The sequence below is a fragment of the Streptococcus pseudopneumoniae genome (genome assembly GCF_001068775.1).
In the GTDB taxonomy this organism is placed as follows: Bacteria; Bacillota; Bacilli; order Lactobacillales; family Streptococcaceae; genus Streptococcus; species Streptococcus pseudopneumoniae_N.
In genome coordinates this window covers 1-15020 of record NZ_JWAJ01000015.1, presented here as the reverse complement: position 1 = coordinate 15020, position 15020 = coordinate 1, and the positions used below count along the sequence as shown (strand labels likewise).

The window sequence follows — 15020 nt, the reverse complement described above, 5'->3', positions numbered from 1 at the left end:
ATTTACAAAATCAAACCTCGCTTTCTTATTTCAAGGCTCGGGAAAAAATGATTTACAAAATCATTTTTTTCTGCTATACTATCCTAAGCAAAGGTTTTTAATGTCATCCCGTGAGGTGACGAAGGCGCAGATCTATATAAAACTCTTTAAAACTTGATGAAGGAGTCTTGTTTTAGAGAGGTCTTACTCTGGGAGCCTATTGCTATAAAATAATGGGCTCTTTTTTGATGCCCAAAAGTGAGGTTAATATGAAACAGGAATCAACTGTTGATTTGTTATTAGACGTTGACCAACGTCCTTCAGCTGGAAAGGGAATTCTTCTTAGCTTCCAGCACGTATTTGCCATGTTTGGTGCAACCATCTTGGTACCTTTGATCTTGGGAATGCCCGTATCGGTTGCCCTTTTTGCATCAGGTGTAGGAACACTCATTTACATGATCTCTACTGGCTTTAAAGTTCCAGTTTATCTTGGTTCTTCTTTTGCCTTTATCACAGCTATGTCACTTGCCATGAAAGAAATGGGTGGCGATGTATCTGCTGCTCAGACAGGGGTTATCCTGACTGGTTTTGTTTATGTCCTTGTTGCTGCAAGTGTTCGCTTTGCAGGTACAAAATGGATCGACAAACTCTTACCTCCAATCATTATCGGTCCTATGATCATCGTTATCGGTCTTGGACTTGCAGGTTCAGCTGTTACAAACGCTGGTCTTGTAGCGGATGGAAATTGGAAAAATGCTCTTGTAGCGGTTGTCACCTTCCTCATTGCTGCCTTTATCAATACAAAAGGAAAAGGATTCCTACGAATCATCCCATTCCTTTTTGCCATTATCGGTGGTTACCTCTTTGCCCTAGCACTTGGATTGGTTGACTTCACTCCTGTTCTTGAAGCTAACTGGTTTGAAATCCCTGGTTTCTACCTACCATTCAATACAGGTGGTGCCTTCAAACAATACGACCTTTACTTCGGTCCTGAAACAATTGCCATCTTACCAATCGCAATCGTAACGATTTCTGAACATATCGGAGACCATACTGTTTTAGGTCAAATCTGTGGACGCCAATTCTTGAAGGAACCAGGTCTTCACCGTACCCTTCTTGGTGACGGTATCGCAACTTCTGTTTCTGCCTTCCTTGGTGGACCAGCAAATACAACTTACGGTGAAAATACAGGGGTTATCGGAATGACTCGTATCGCTTCTGTCTCAGTTATCCGTAACGCTGCCTTTATCGCAATTGCCCTCAGCTTCCTTGGTAAATTCACTGCCTTGATTTCAACAATTCCAAACGCTGTACTTGGTGGTATGTCTATCCTTCTTTACGGGGTTATCGCAAGTAACGGTTTGAAAGTCTTGATCAAAGAACGTGTTGACTTCGGTCAGATGCGCAACCTTATCATCGCAAGTGCTATGTTGGTGCTTGGACTTGGTGGTGCTATCCTTAAACTTGGTCCAGTTACCCTTTCAGGTACTGCCCTATCAGCTATGACAGGTATCATCCTAAACTTGATCTTGCCATACGAAAACAAAGACTAATCCATATAGAATCAACAAGAGGTCGGGACCGAAATCCCGACCTCTATTTTTATTCACAAGAAGACTTTGATACAGTGACTCATTGGACTGTTGTCAAAAAGTTTGATTTCTTAATTTCCCCAAGCAATCAGAAGATACAAGAGACTGGATCCAAACATATCTGCTAGAGCATGCATGAGAAAAAATGGCAGTAAATTCTTGACTACATACTTGTACAAGAAATAATAAAAGAGACCATAAACAAGCCCAATCACCAAGGCCCAAAGCAATCCTTGATAGGTATGGAAAGAAATCCGTTTAATTACCGAGTAGACTAGAGCCAGCCACTTGTGCTTTTCTTTTACTGAAGTCAGTAAGCCTAAGAATAAAAACCATTTAGTAAAGCATAGCAAATCGCCATCGGCGTTAAAGCCATGAATTTTCGAATGATTTCCATGGGATCAATAAAAGGGATCAACTGAGTATTAAAATAATTGTACTCACCACTAAGGGTTGTTACAATATCACCAAATATCCCAACTACAGCAAAGATAAGGGGTACCCAAATTAAAACAGAGCAGCTCCAGCGTATAGGTCTTGTTTAAAATCATAATTTCGAATCAAGAGATAAAGGAAAGTAATCCCTAACATCATTAATTGAAAAGTAAAATTACTAGAATAAGCTGCCCTATCACTAGCTACATTTGCCCTAGTTCCAGCAAAGTTAGTAAGAGTTGAAGGTGATAAACTTACCATAAATTGTTGGGTAGAACGAATGATAAACTCTCCAAACATTAAAACAGTCACGATAAAAATACCAAACCATTTTAAGGGACTTAAAGACTTAGATGGATGTAAACACAAAAAAACAGTCCTTGTAAAAAGACTGTTCTAGTAAATTACACTGAGTGGTGTTTCTTTTCCAACATTAAATCCTTCAATGAAATGATAGTCACAGCTAATAAAATCATAGCCATTCCAAGAAAGTCAATCGGATAGAAAATATCTCCCATAATCATGAAGGCGAAAAAAACTGCTGAAATAGGCTCAATAGAAGCCAAGAGGCTAGACTTGACTGGGCCAATCATACTAGCTCCCTTGAGGAAGGCTGTGTAGGCAAAGACCGTTCCGATCAAGATGATGCCTAAAAAAGCTAGAATAATATCAAAAGAAAAGGGAATACTAGCTCCAATAATCCCAGTAAAAGGTACTGCTAGTATACCTGAGATGGTCATTCCGACACCAATAACCAAAATGCTCCCCCATTTTTGAATCAATTTTATCGGTAAAATGATATAAAGAGCATAGGTTAGGGCCGAGAACAAGCCCCAGAAGAGACCCGCTGGTGTCATAGAAAGCTGATCCAACTGTCCATGAGTTGCAATGAGAAAGGTACCACCTATAGCTAAAAACATAGAGATGATTTCTGAAAGCGTCGGAGCCACCTTATCCTTGATACAAGTGTAAGCAAGAATTCCAACTGGACAGATATACTGGAGGACTGTCGCTGTCCCAGCATTTGTCTCCTGAATAGCCGATAGATAAGCTAATTGATTCAGAAAAAGACCAAATAAAGAAAATAACAAGAGAGAAAACAGACTTGATTTATCCTTCAGAAAAGCCATAAATTTATCCCTTGATTTAGTATAGGCCAGAAGAACTAAGAGTAATCCAGCGATTATCAAACGGATATTGGTCAGAACGAGAGCAGAAATCCTATGAGCCATCAAGTACTGACCACTGGTGCCAGACAAGCCCCAGGCAATACCTGCAATCACTGTAAAAAGAGTTCCTTTTAGTGCTTTTGACATACTTCCTCCCTAGTCTGCCTCTCTAATCAAGTCCATGACCTGATTACGATCTAATATCCACTGAGCACGCTCATCTTTTTCATAGGTTCGGTTAGATAGAAAAATTGCCGCCTCTTGCTTCTTACGATTCCACATGATAAAGGTCCCAGTATAGCCTGTATGGTCCAACCAGTCACCTTCAAGATTCCAGGCCAATGAGCGTTCTTTATCACTCAAATCTGAAAAATTTTGACTTAAGGATGTGGCAAAATCATCCTGCAAATAATGCTCAAGGAAGATTTTTAAATCATGAACTGTTGAAAACAAACCTGCACTACCTGCATGTTTCCCAAACAAACGAGCTTTGGGATCATGGACCACTCCTGCTTTCTGTCCACGGACCGTTGGAACAGCACTGCTAACTGGGCCAAACTGTGTTTCTTTCATCTTCCACGGATCCAAAACTTGCTCCTGTAAAATCTGGTCTAAATCTTTCTTGAAGTAACTTTCCAAGAGAAAACCCAACAAGAGAAAGTGCACATCCGAGTAAAGAAAGGCTCTCTTCTCACGTCGATTCAAATGAAACATAGCTTTTCTTAGCTGGTCAGCTGAAAGCTGATCCCTATTTGGGATAAAAGGATCTAAATCCGTCCCATGAGTTAGGAGTTGTTGAAGGGTTATGTCTGGATAATCTACCTCTGGAAGATAGTCTCTTATGAAGTTATCTAGCTCAATCTTACCTTCCTTCCACAAGAAAATTAAGACAGTTCCTACTCCAACAACCTTACTCACACTGGCCAAATCATAGACCAAACCCTCACGAGTCTGCTCGCCAATTTCTGGATTTGCTTCTCCTAGATACCAATCAGACCAAGCGCCATCCTGATAATATGCAAAAGAGGCACCAGGATAAATCCCTGCCTCAATTTGTTGCTTTATTTTTTGAATGATTTCTTGTTTCATACTTCTTCAAACCACAATTCGATGTTGTTGGTATCCTTACTTAGGAAAAACTTCTCAGATTTTGGAATAAAGTAACCAGTTTCTTCAAAACGCTGACGCAATTCAGCAAGTTCCAAGTTATCTACTTGAAATTTCAACATGGACAAGTCCCAAGTTACATTATTTTCAACCAGCAAATCACTACCTTTAGCTTGATTAAAAGCTAGTCGGTTTTCGATTTCTTCTTTTTCAAGCAGACTAGCTGTCTTTTCTGGCAAGTTGATTTCTACAGAGATTTCAAAGGCTGTCAAATATCTCATCTTGTCATCTTTTGAAAAAGTGACTTCTTCCTCAACTTTATTCAAATCTTTGATATCATCTTCCGCATGGATAAGGACACAATCTCCTTCCGGAGAAAGAACCTCAAAAGCATAGCCCTTGTTTCCTTTATAGAGGCGAGGATGTTTTTCCATTCTAGCTAGTAAGGCTTCAATTTCAGATGCATTTTCTACCTTTACAAGTAGCCTAGCTAATTTTTTAATCCCTTCAACCTTACGGCTTCTCATACTTGGTGATTCTTCTAAAACTAACTTTTCAATACCTGATTGATCTCCTAGGGATAAGAAGGCTGACTCTTCAAGCAAGGGTTTCATCCCCAAAGTCTCAATATAAAATGATTCATTTAAATTTCTATTATTTACCTTTAGCATCGGGATCATACGCTTTATTTGATTTACAATCATAAATTCCTCCAACACTTTTTATTTTAAAGGATTTTATCTTTTTTTACAAGTTATTCAATAAAAAACTTTAACTATATTAACTCTTTAAATAAATCAACCCCTTCTGCTAGTAGAAGGGGGACTGGTTTGTTTTTACTAAAATACCTTATTTAGTCTTTCCAAGCTAGTTCTGCTTGGAGACCATAATGATCGCTCACCTGTGGACTGTTTTTACCATCAAAGACGACGTGAAGGTTTTCTACCTGCATATCCTTTGTCGTAAAGACATAATCAATTCGAAGTGGTTCGCTGTTCCCCTTCCAACCATCAATTTCAGGCGGAACGGTAAAGCTTCCACTTCTTTCTTTTGCAACTTCATATGCATCTTGTAAGACTAGTGGACTAGCTAGAATGGCTTGATAACCTTCCTGACCAGCAGGATTATTGAAATCACCTGCTAGTAAGAGTGGCTTGTTCAATTCTTCCAGAACCGCTTCAAAGCGCGCCCATTCCTCTTGGAATCCTTTATCCCACCAAGAGAGATGGACACTGGCAACTGCAAGCTCTTTACCTTCAACTACTGTTTCTGCTAAAGCAACTCGACGAGTGTGATAGTCTGTCGGATCATCCACATCTGAAACTAAAATTTCTCTGGCTTCAATAGGTGTTTTAGACAAGATAGCTACACCTTCATGATAGCGATCATAACCGATATGGTTGTAGGCCCAAGTCCAGTAGTAATTTTTCCCATGCTCAGACAACTTCTCTACCAAAAGTCGTACATAGTGGTCTTGATGAATCGGCTCAGCCGATGGTAATGGCTGATAAAGTGGGCCTGTTTCTACTTGCGCTGAAGTGATTTCTTGGTTGATTTCCTGAAAACAAATCAAATCATAACTGTTTTCAAGGATATCTTGAAGTAAAAGTTGAAACTTTTGTTCAGGATCTTTTTCCATCCAACTATGGGTATTGAGTGTTAAAAACTTCATTCTTTTCTCCTATAAACAAGAGGTTGGAATCAGCTTCCAACCTCCTAAATATTACAATTCTACTTTTGCAACTGCTGTTTTAGCAGCAAGAGAACCTGTTTTTTCTAATTTAACTGATTTGATCGCATCACCATTTGTGAAGACAACTACTGTTGAAGTTTCACGTCCTGCTGCACGGATAGCATCCAAGTCAGCTGTGACAAGGAGATCACCTGCTGCAACTTTTTGTCCTTCAGCAACATGAACTGTAAATGGTTTACCTTCAAGACTTACTGTGTCCAAACCAATGTGAACAAGCACTTCAAGACCTGCTTCAGTCACAAGACCAAGAGCGTGTTTAGTTGGGAAGATGCTTGATACAGTACCTGAAACTGGAGATACAATGTTTCCATTTGCTGGTTCCACCGCAAATCCATCACCCATCATTTTTTGAGCAAATACTGGGTCTTTTACTTGTTCCAAGGCAACCACTTGACCGTCAGCAACTGAATAAACTTCTTCAGTTACACCTTTATATACAACAGCATTTTTAGAAGATGATGCCATTTGACTTGGAAGAGTTTCAGGAATCACTTCACCTGAGTCAAGAAGGTCTTGAATATCTGATTTCAAAACATCAGCTTTAGGTCCGTAGATAGCTTGAACCCCTTGTCCTTTCATGACAAGACCCATAGCTCCTTCTGCTTTCCATTGCTCTGCATTTCCTACTTTATCTGCATCTTTAACAGTTACACGAAGACGAGTCATACATGCGTCAACGTCAACGATGTTAGCACGTCCACCAAGAAGGTTGATGATGTTAACAGCTTGAGAAGCTTCTGCAACTTTTGACTCACCAGAAGCAGCAGATTCTGATGAACCTTCAGCAGTTTCGTAGTTTCCGTTACGTCCTGGAGTAGCATAGTTGAATTTTTGAATCATGAAGTTGGCGATGAAGTACATGATAACCGCAAATAGTGCTGTTACCCAGATAAAGTTAATGATATCCATTCCAAGACCCGCATTGATCGCCATTGGTGTACGAGTCAAGAATTCGATAGAACCAAATGAGTGCATACGTAGGTTAACCACGTCAGCCATAGCAAAGGCAGCACCTTGAACTACTGAATAAACAAGATACATAGGTGTTGCAACGAACATGAACATATATTCAATTGGCTCAGTAACACCAGTCAAGAAAGTTGCAAGAGCTGTCGCAATCATCATTCCTTTGTATTGGTGTTTCTTGTCTGCTTCAACATTACGGTAAATAGCAGCAGCCACACCCATCAAGATACCGAATGAACCAATCATTTGTCCAACTTTGAAACGAGCTGGATGAACTGTGTCTAGCAATGTTTGATATTGGCTAGCATCAGTACCTTTAAGGTTAACTAGGTCTGTTACCCATGCAAGCCAAAGTGGGTCTTGACCAAATACTTGAGTACCTTTTGCTGCACCTGTTAAGACATCATAAGTACCACCAAGCGCTGTGTAGTTCATTGGGATAGTCAACATGTGGTGAAGTCCAAATGGCAAGAGCAAGCGTTCCAAAGTACCATACAAGAATGGTGCAAGAATTGGAGCAGTTTCTTGTGAGTTGGCAATCCAGATACCGAAGTTGTTGATACCTGTCTGAATCAATGGCCAGAAAATTGAAAGAAGAATTGCAGCAATTGCTGAACGAAGAATAACTACAAATGGTACAAAACGTTTCCCGTTGAAGAATGAAAGGGCATCAGGAAGTTTACGGAAGTTGTAGTATTTATTAAAAGCAGTCGCTCCAACAAAACCTGAGATAATCCCTACAAATACCCCCATGTTAAGCGCTGGTGCCTCAAGTACGCTAATGAAGTAATCAGAAACCTTGATAGATCCACCAAAAATTGTTGAAACCATAGCGTTAGGATCCTTCAACATATCCCCTGATACACCGAAGATTGTTCCAGTGATACGGTTAATCAAGATGAAGGCAAGACCAGCGGCGAAAGCACCACCAGCACGTTCTTTAGCCCAGCTTCCTCCAATAGCAAGGGCAAACAAAATATGAAGGTTACCGATAACTCCCCAACCAATTTGCTCTAGTACGCCACCAGTAATAACTAGGGGAGCAAGGTTTGGGTCAATCATTGCAAGCGTCTTACCGATTGAAATCATCAAACCAGCCGCCGGCATAACAGCGATAACCACCATTAAAGCCTTACCGAATTTCTGCCAAAATTCGAAAGACAAGACATTTTTGAATGTATCTTTCATCATTCAAATCTCCTTTATATTTATTCGGCAAACGTTTTACGAAAACGTTTGCGCGTGTTTATGTTTTAATTTTACCACTTTTTATTTTTTTGTAAAGGCTTTTATAAAAAAAATTTGATTTTTTCTTTCGTTTCACTTTCTAGGCATGCTCTCTCTTGCTGACCTTTTTTGAGTTTGTCGGTCTTTTCTGATATAATATTAGCTATGAAATCCTATAATACCTTGAATGATTATTATCGAAACTTATTTGGAGAAAAAACCTTTAAAGTTCCTATTGATGCTGGATTTGATTGTCCAAACCGAGATGGGACTGTGGCACATGGAGGCTGTACTTTTTGCACAGTTTCTGGTTCTGGAGATGCAATCGTTGCACCTGATGCTCCTATCCGTGAGCAATTCTATAAAGAAATTGACTTTATGCATCGTAAATGGCCTGAAGTTAAAAAATATTTGGTTTACTTCCAAAATTTTACCAATACCCATGAAAAACTTGAAGTGATTCGCGAACGCTATGAACAAGCTATCAACGAACCTGGGGTTGTCGGTATCAATATCGGTACTCGTCCAGACTGTCTTCCCGATGAGACTATCGAATACTTGGCAGAATTATCAGAGCGAATGCATGTTACCGTAGAGTTAGGCTTACAAACAACATATGAAGCTACTTCTGAATTAATTAACCGTGCCCACTCCTATGAACTCTATGTGGAAACAGTTAAACGCTTGAGAAAATATCCCAAGATTGAAATTGTTGCCCATTTGATTAATGGCTTGCCAGGGGAAACTCATGATATGATGGTGGAAAATGTTCGTCGCTGTGTGACGGATAATGATATTCAAGGGATTAAACTTCACCTACTTCACCTCATGACCAATACTCGGATGCAACGTGATTATCATGAAGGTCGTTTGCAGCTCATGAGTCAGGATGAATATGTCAAGGTCATCTGTGATCAGCTAGAAATCATTCCCAAGCATATCGTTATCCATCGGATTACGGGTGATGCGCCTAGAGATATGCTGATTGGTCCTATGTGGAGTCTCAATAAATGGGAAGTTCTAAATAGCATTGATGCTGAAATGAGACGTCGAGGTAGTGTTCAAGGATGCAAGGCTGTAAAACAGGAGTTTATGAATGAAAAGACCACTTGAAATGGCGCATGATTTTCTTGCCCAAGTCATCACCCAAGAGGATATTGTTGTTGATGCGACCATGGGAAATGGCCACGATACCCTATTTCTTGCCAAGTTAGCTAAACAAGTCTACGCTTTTGATATACAAGAACAAGCTCTGGAAAAGACAAGTCAACGTCTAGAAGAAGCTGGCTTGACTAATGTTGAATTACTTCTACAAAGTCATGAAACCGTGGATCAGTTTGTGGCAGAAGCCAAGGCAGGTATTTTTAATCTCGGTTATCTTCCTTCTGCCGATAAATCTATCATTACTAAACCCCACACAACCATTGAGGCACTAGATAAACTTTGCCATATGCTGGTTAAGGGTGGACGAATAGCCATCATGATTTATTACGGGCATGAAGGCGGAGATATAGAACGAGATGCAGTCATGGATTTTGTCAGTCAGTTACCGCAACAAGAATACACTGCCACTATCTATCGCACTCTCAACCAAATCAACAATCCACCGTTTTTGGTCATGATTGAAAAATTAGAAAGGTATCGACATGGATAAACAGTACCTAAAAGATAAAATAGAAGCCATGCGTCACAACTTTGTTGAATCTACTCAACACGAACGTGCAGTCGGGATTCTAGACGAAGCTCGCATGAGCAAGAAAATGTTGAAAATCAAGAAAAAACTGATTACTCTTGAAATGGAGCGTTGTCAGAAAAAAATCGAACATAAGGACTGCTCAAAGATTGATCAAAAAATTCAAGAACAAAAGGAACTTTTTGAAGTCTGTCGTAACCAAAAATAGGGAGGTGGAAAATGAATTTACTTTTTTATCTCTTGGTATTTTTACTAGTTCTCATCGTTTCTAGTACGACCAATAAGCTGCTTCCCTTTTTACCCATGCCCCTGATTCAAATTTTGTTAGGAATTGGAATTGGGCTTTGCTTACCCAACAACCAATATCACTTAGATACTGAGTTATTCCTAGCTTTAGTCATTGGCCCGCTACTATTCCGAGAGGCTCAAGAAGCAGACATTACTTCTATCCTAAAACACTGGCGGATTGTCCTCTTTTTGATTTTTCCAGTTATCTTTATCTCAGCCTTGAGCATGGGAGGAGTCGCCCATGTCCTTTGGGCTAGTCTTCCATTGGCCGCCTGCCTAGCAGTTGGTGCTGCCTTAGGGCCTACTGACATGGTTGCCTTCGCTTCCCTTTCGGAACGCTTCACCTTTCCAAAACGAGTTTCTAATATCCTAAAAGGGGAAGGACTTCTGAATGATGCTTCTGGTCTAGTAGCCTTTCGTGTTGCTCTCATTGCTTGGACAACAGGGACATTTTCAATCGCTCAAGCAGGAATTTCCCTAGCTATTTCCATCGTTGGAGGTTTTGCAGTTGGCCTTATAACAGCCTTCATTAATCGCTCCCTTCACTCCTTCCTCCTCAGCGTACGAGCTACTGATATCGCCAGTGAACTCTTGCTGGATCTCAGTTTACCACTTTTAACATTCTTCATAGCTGAAGAGATTCATGTTTCTGGAATTATTGCGGTCGTTGTCGCTGGTATTTTAAAAGCTAGTCGTTTCAAGAAAATAAATCTGCTTGAAGCCCAAGTTGATACTGTTACAGAGACTGTATGGCACACAGTAACCTTTATGCTTAATGGTTCTGTCTTTGTTATTTTGGGAATGGAACTGGAGATGATTGCGGAGCCAATTCTTAAGAATGCTTTTTATAACAATGTACTCCTTCTCATCACTATCTTCCTCTTAACCTTCCTACTCTTTGCCATCCGCTTTCTCATGATTTACGGCTTTTACGCGTTTCGAATAAAGAAACTTCAAAAAAGCCTCCACAAGTATGTCAAAGATATGCTTCTCTTGACATTCTCTGGCGTTAAAGGAACTGTTTCTATTGCCACCATCCTCTTGATACCGTCTAACTTAGAGCAGGAATATCCGCTCCTTCTCTTCCTCGTAGCTGGTGTAACCCTGGCCAGTTTCCTTACTGGATTATTGGTCTTGCCACACCTTTCTGAAGAGCAAGAACCATCTAAGGATCATCTCATGCACATCGCTATCCTAAACGATGTTGCCATGGAGTTAGAGAAAGATTTGGAACATACTAAAAACAAGGTTCCCCTCTATGCTGCTATCGATAATTATCACGGACGGATTGAAAATCTCATCCTCAGCCAAGAAAACAAAGAAATCCAAGAAGACTGGGAAGCTCTTAAACTCTTGATTCTCAGTATCGAGAACGATGGTTTGGAACAGGCCTATGAAGAAGGCAAAATCGGTGAAAGAGGTTATCGTGTTTATCAACGGTACTTGAAAAGCATGGAGAACAATATTAAGCGAAACTTTGCTTCTCGCCTAACCTACTACTTCCTTGTTTCTATCCGGATTGTGCGTTTTCTCCTTCATGAATTGCTCACATTTGGAAAAACCTTCCGTTCTTGGAGAGACAAAGGAAATCAAAGACTACTAGCCATCGATTATGATCAGATTGCAGAGCTCTACCTAGCCAACACTGAAATCATCATCGAAAGTTTGGAAAACCTGAAAGGGATTTATAAGAGTTCCTTGATTAGCTTTATGCAGGAATCACGTCTCCGTGAAACCAGTCATATTACCAGTGGTGCCTTTGTGGAACGGGTTATCAATCGTATCAAACCCAATAACATTGATGAAATGTTGAGAGGCTACTATCTAGAACGTAAGTCTATCTTTGAATACGAAAAACAAAAACTCATCTCAGCCCAGTATGCCAAAAAATTACGACAAAATGTAAACAACCTAGAAACCTATTCTCTAAAAGAAGCAGCCAACACACTACCTTATGATATGATGGAATTAGTTCGCAGAAATTAAGATTTAGGTTATTATTGTGGAGGATTATGCAATGAAAAAGTTGTGGAAACAACTAACCAATAGGCCTTTATTGAAAGCTTTTTTGCACTACTATCGTGTTTCAGATATTGAATTAACCAGTGTAGCCGTGGCCTATTATTGGTTGATTTCAATCTTCCCCTTACTTATGATAGCTGTCAATATCTTGCCTTATTTTCAAATTCCAATCTCTGATTTCTTGATCACACTAAAGGAATTTTTACCAGATACGATCTATGATGTAGTAGCAAAGATTGCTCGAGAAGTACTGACTCAACCATCTGCTGGTCTCTTGAGCTTTGCAGTTATCTCAGCCCTTTGGACCTTCTCAAAATCCATGAATTTCCTCCAAAAATCTTTTAATAAAGCTTATGGAATCGCTAAAAACAGAGGGCTTATTTCCCATCAACTGATGAGTCTCCTGGTTAGTTTAGGATTACAGATTCTCTTTGCACTTGCTCTATTCCTAAGTATGTTTGGTCATATGTTATTGGATCTGTTAAAAAACTACTGGAAATCCGAAAGTTCTCTATTTGCATATTTACAGGATTTTACAGGACCGCTGATTTATGCCTTTCTTTTTGCGATCTTGATCATGCTCTATTATTTCCTTCCGAATGTGAAAGTCGGTCATATTCGTTACGTGCTTCCTGGAAGTCTATTCGTACTTCTTACTCTTATATCTCTATTAACAATCTTTTCAGCTTATTTCAACAATTATGTTAACTATCTAGTCGACGTTCGATTTTTTAGTTCCATCATCGTTGTTATCATGATGTTCTGGTTTATAATTATTGCCAAGATATTAATTATCGGTGCTGTGATCAATGCCAGTGTTCAAAGCCTAAAAGACCCGGACTTTAAAGCAAATCAATAATTTTTTATCGATTAATACTCAATGAAAATCAAAGAGCAAACTAGGAAGCGAGCCGCAGGTTGCTCAAAACACCGTTTTGAGGTTGTGGATAGAACTGACGAAGTCAGCTCAAAATACTATTTTGAGGTTGCAGATGGAAGCTGACGTGGTTTGAAGAGATTTTCGAAGAGTATAAACAAATCAATCCCCCAGTCATCAGATACTGGGGGATTTTTGAATTAGTTACCTTATTGTCCACTAGTCAGGGCTTGCAATTCTGTTTTTAGATACTGAGCCAAATGTTGGTGAGCAAAAATAGTGGCATTTTTTTCTGCTGTAGGATTGTAGTTGGTGTTGGTATTTACATCATAGACATAAATGTCTCCACTCTCTGATTGAACCCATTCAATCGCCGCAACTTCAATCTGAGCATTTTTCAAGAAATTCTCATAAGCTTCTCTTCGACCATCTGGTAGAGATTCTGTAATCTGGAATTTCTCAGACGTTTCTAGTTGTTCTGATCTCTTGCCGATTTGACAACCATCTGCTGGACAAAGTTGGAAACCATCTGAAGAGTCGATTGAAACAGTGTAGAGAAACTTTTGATTGATAAACTCTGAACGACGGATACGTCCATCACTTGGCTTGATGTAGGCTTGTAACAAGGTAATACCGTCCACTGAAGGTTCAAAGAGGGGACTATTGACATAGGCTTCAAGTTCTTCTTCATTTTGAAAGAGTTGAACCCCCAATCCTTTACCTGCTCGATTATGCTTGGTAATCAAAGGATAAATGTTTAATTTTCTTGCCGCTTCAATGATGTTTTCTTGACCTAAAACCGCAACTGTTGCAGGAGTCTCGATACCAGATTCGTTTAACTTCAAATATTGTTTGACTTTACTGATTTCTAGGTTGATGGCACCAGTCCCATTCACAACCTTGCGCCCGTGTGCTTCTAACCAAGTAATCACCTGCTCTGTAAATTCGGGTGCATAGCGATGTCCTCTGGTGTGAGAGGATGCGGACATGCGATTGTAAAAGATACCTTGTGGAGGTTGGCTTTGCAAATCTAAAACCCCACTAGACAAATCCCACAGTTCATAAGGGACTTCTAGTTCTTCCAACCATTTGACCAAATGCTGGGTCCATTCAAGATTCTCATGGATTACATAAACTCTTGCTTCACTCATTACTCATATCTCCTTAAGAAAAGCTGACTGATAATTGGCTTTCCTTTTCTTCTTTTAAAATATATCCTTCTGTTTTTTCGATAACGCTAACTGTTAAGATTTGACCCAGAACATTGATCATGGTACGGCCGGCATTGACAAAGAAATCAACTGCAAAAATCAAGGCCACTCCTTCAACTGGCAAGCCTAATTGAGGTGCTGCAGCTAGTAGAACTACGACAGCTCCTGATGGTACGATTGCTGCAGTTTTTCCAATCAAAGTCAGCAATAAAACAGTAAACAAGAGACTTGATAAAGAAAATTGAATGCCATAGGCGTGAGCGATAAAGATTGTCGCTACTGAGAAATAAACTGCTGCTCCCTCTAAGTTAAAAGTATATCCTAAAGGAACAACTAAATCAATTGTATGCTCGTCATGCCCCTGTTTTTTCAAATCTTTAAGAAGTGATGGCAAGACAACACTAGAACTACCCGTAACAAAGGCCAGGGTCAAGATTTTTCCAAAAGATTTTTTCCCGATAACACCAGCTACCGCAACAACGATGGTTGGAAAGATTAGCGGAATGATAACCATATTGATCAGTTTAATAAAAGCCTGACCTAAAAATTGATAAGACTTCCTGCGAAACAAAATATGATACAATAAAACTATGAATTATGAATCAAGTAAACCATTAACTGATGCACGCTTTAAACGCCTTGTTGGTGTTCAGCGCACTACTTTTGAAGAGATGTTAGCTGTGTTAAAAACAGCTTATCAA

12 protein-coding genes and 3 pseudogenes are annotated in these 15020 nt (G+C 39.7%); 7 read left to right on the top strand and 8 right to left on the bottom strand.

Features of this window, described 5'->3' with window-relative positions; genetic code table 11:
* The first annotated feature begins 248 nt into the window (after positions 1 to 248).
* Positions 249 to 1532, top strand: coding sequence for a uracil-xanthine permease family protein (locus ADF68_RS00560; protein WP_049548189.1), 1284 nt, complete (start codon positions 249 to 251; stop codon positions 1530 to 1532).
* Positions 1533 to 1642: 110 nt separating this feature from the next.
* On the opposite strand, the pseudogene ADF68_RS00555 reads toward ADF68_RS00560, so the two are convergent.
* The 6 genes and pseudogenes from ADF68_RS00555 to ADF68_RS00530 form a co-directional block, all read right to left on the bottom strand.
* Positions 1643 to 2375 (bottom strand): annotated as a pseudogene (locus tag ADF68_RS00555) (CPBP family intramembrane glutamate endopeptidase).
* A 35-nt stretch (positions 2376 to 2410) separates the two neighbouring features.
* Positions 2411 to 3322, bottom strand: a complete 912-nt coding sequence (locus ADF68_RS00550) for a DMT family transporter (RefSeq protein ID WP_049548188.1) — start codon at positions 3320 to 3322, stop codon at positions 2411 to 2413.
* Positions 3323 to 3331: 9 nt separating this feature from the next.
* Positions 3332 to 4264, bottom strand: coding sequence for a serine hydrolase domain-containing protein (locus ADF68_RS00545; protein WP_049548187.1), 933 nt, complete (start codon positions 4262 to 4264; stop codon positions 3332 to 3334).
* Positions 4261 to 4986 (bottom strand): CppA N-terminal domain-containing protein, encoded by a 726-nt coding sequence (locus ADF68_RS00540; protein ID WP_049548186.1) that lies wholly within the window; start codon positions 4984 to 4986, stop codon positions 4261 to 4263. The genes ADF68_RS00545 and ADF68_RS00540 overlap by 4 nt, the downstream gene beginning before the upstream one ends.
* 149 nt (positions 4987 to 5135) lie before the next feature.
* Positions 5136 to 5954 carry an endonuclease/exonuclease/phosphatase family protein gene (locus ADF68_RS00535; RefSeq protein ID WP_049548185.1) on the bottom strand — a complete coding sequence of 273 codons (819 nt, stop codon included), beginning with the start codon at positions 5952 to 5954 and terminating at the stop codon, positions 5136 to 5138.
* Between the two features lie 51 nt (positions 5955 to 6005).
* Positions 6006 to 8192: a PTS transporter subunit IIBC gene (locus tag ADF68_RS00530; RefSeq protein ID WP_148131806.1), complete on the bottom strand. Its 2187-nt coding sequence runs from the start codon at positions 8190 to 8192 to the stop codon at positions 6006 to 6008.
* A gap of 201 nt (positions 8193 to 8393) precedes the next feature.
* Here ADF68_RS00530 and ADF68_RS00525 point away from each other — a divergent pair, with 201 nt between their 5' ends.
* The 5 genes from ADF68_RS00525 to ADF68_RS00505 are packed head-to-tail and all read left to right on the top strand — an operon-like array spanning position 8394 to position 13090.
* Complete coding sequence (locus tag ADF68_RS00525) at positions 8394 to 9341, top strand: TIGR01212 family radical SAM protein (RefSeq protein ID WP_049548184.1); 948 nt, start codon at positions 8394 to 8396, stop codon at positions 9339 to 9341.
* Positions 9325 to 9882, top strand: a complete 558-nt coding sequence (locus ADF68_RS00520) for a tRNA (mnm(5)s(2)U34)-methyltransferase (RefSeq protein ID WP_049548183.1) — start codon at positions 9325 to 9327, stop codon at positions 9880 to 9882. Before ADF68_RS00525 ends, ADF68_RS00520 begins: the two co-directional genes overlap by 17 nt.
* Positions 9875 to 10129 carry a hypothetical protein gene (locus ADF68_RS00515; RefSeq protein WP_049548182.1) on the top strand — a complete coding sequence of 85 codons (255 nt, stop codon included), beginning with the start codon at positions 9875 to 9877 and terminating at the stop codon, positions 10127 to 10129. Before ADF68_RS00520 ends, ADF68_RS00515 begins: the two co-directional genes overlap by 8 nt.
* Positions 10130 to 10140: 11 nt before the next feature.
* Positions 10141 to 12195: a cation:proton antiporter gene (locus ADF68_RS00510; protein ID WP_049548181.1), complete on the top strand. Its 2055-nt coding sequence runs from the start codon at positions 10141 to 10143 to the stop codon at positions 12193 to 12195.
* A 31-nt stretch (positions 12196 to 12226) separates the two neighbouring features.
* A complete protein-coding gene (locus ADF68_RS00505) occupies positions 12227 to 13090 on the top strand; it encodes a YihY/virulence factor BrkB family protein (protein ID WP_049548180.1) in 864 nt (287 codons plus the stop codon).
* Between the two features lie 227 nt (positions 13091 to 13317).
* On the opposite strand, the gene ADF68_RS00500 is transcribed toward ADF68_RS00505, so the two are convergent.
* Both ADF68_RS00500 and ADF68_RS00495 read right to left on the bottom strand, forming a co-directional pair.
* On the bottom strand, positions 13318 to 14259 hold the full coding sequence (locus tag ADF68_RS00500) for an ATP-grasp domain-containing protein (RefSeq protein WP_049548179.1): 942 nt from the start codon (positions 14257 to 14259) through the stop codon (positions 13318 to 13320).
* 13 nt (positions 14260 to 14272) lie between these two features.
* A pseudogene (locus tag ADF68_RS00495) lies at positions 14273 to 14863 on the bottom strand (dicarboxylate/amino acid:cation symporter); the annotation flags it as partial.
* A 46-nt stretch (positions 14864 to 14909) separates the two neighbouring features.
* On the opposite strand from ADF68_RS00495, the pseudogene ADF68_RS10745 reads away from it, so the two are divergent.
* Positions 14910 to 15020 (top strand): annotated as a pseudogene (locus ADF68_RS10745) (IS5/IS1182 family transposase); the annotation flags it as partial.

Coding starts and splice junctions, on each gene's coding strand:
- ADF68_RS00560 (WP_049548189.1), top strand. CDS start 249: ATGAAACAGGAATCAACTGTTGATTTGTTATTAGACGTTGACCAACGT.
- ADF68_RS00550 (WP_049548188.1), bottom strand. CDS start 3,322: ATGTCAAAAGCACTAAAAGGAACTCTTTTTACAGTGATTGCAGGTATT.
- ADF68_RS00545 (WP_049548187.1), bottom strand. CDS start 4,264: ATGAAACAAGAAATCATTCAAAAAATAAAGCAACAAATTGAGGCAGGG.
- ADF68_RS00540 (WP_049548186.1), bottom strand. CDS start 4,986: ATGATTGTAAATCAAATAAAGCGTATGATCCCGATGCTAAAGGTAAAT.
- ADF68_RS00535 (WP_049548185.1), bottom strand. CDS start 5,954: ATGAAGTTTTTAACACTCAATACCCATAGTTGGATGGAAAAAGATCCT.
- ADF68_RS00530 (WP_148131806.1), bottom strand. CDS start 8,192: ATGATGAAAGATACATTCAAAAATGTCTTGTCTTTCGAATTTTGGCAG.
- ADF68_RS00525 (WP_049548184.1), top strand. CDS start 8,394: ATGAAATCCTATAATACCTTGAATGATTATTATCGAAACTTATTTGGA.
- ADF68_RS00520 (WP_049548183.1), top strand. CDS start 9,325: ATGAAAAGACCACTTGAAATGGCGCATGATTTTCTTGCCCAAGTCATC.
- ADF68_RS00515 (WP_049548182.1), top strand. CDS start 9,875: ATGGATAAACAGTACCTAAAAGATAAAATAGAAGCCATGCGTCACAAC.
- ADF68_RS00510 (WP_049548181.1), top strand. CDS start 10,141: ATGAATTTACTTTTTTATCTCTTGGTATTTTTACTAGTTCTCATCGTT.
- ADF68_RS00505 (WP_049548180.1), top strand. CDS start 12,227: ATGAAAAAGTTGTGGAAACAACTAACCAATAGGCCTTTATTGAAAGCT.
- ADF68_RS00500 (WP_049548179.1), bottom strand. CDS start 14,259: ATGAGTGAAGCAAGAGTTTATGTAATCCATGAGAATCTTGAATGGACC.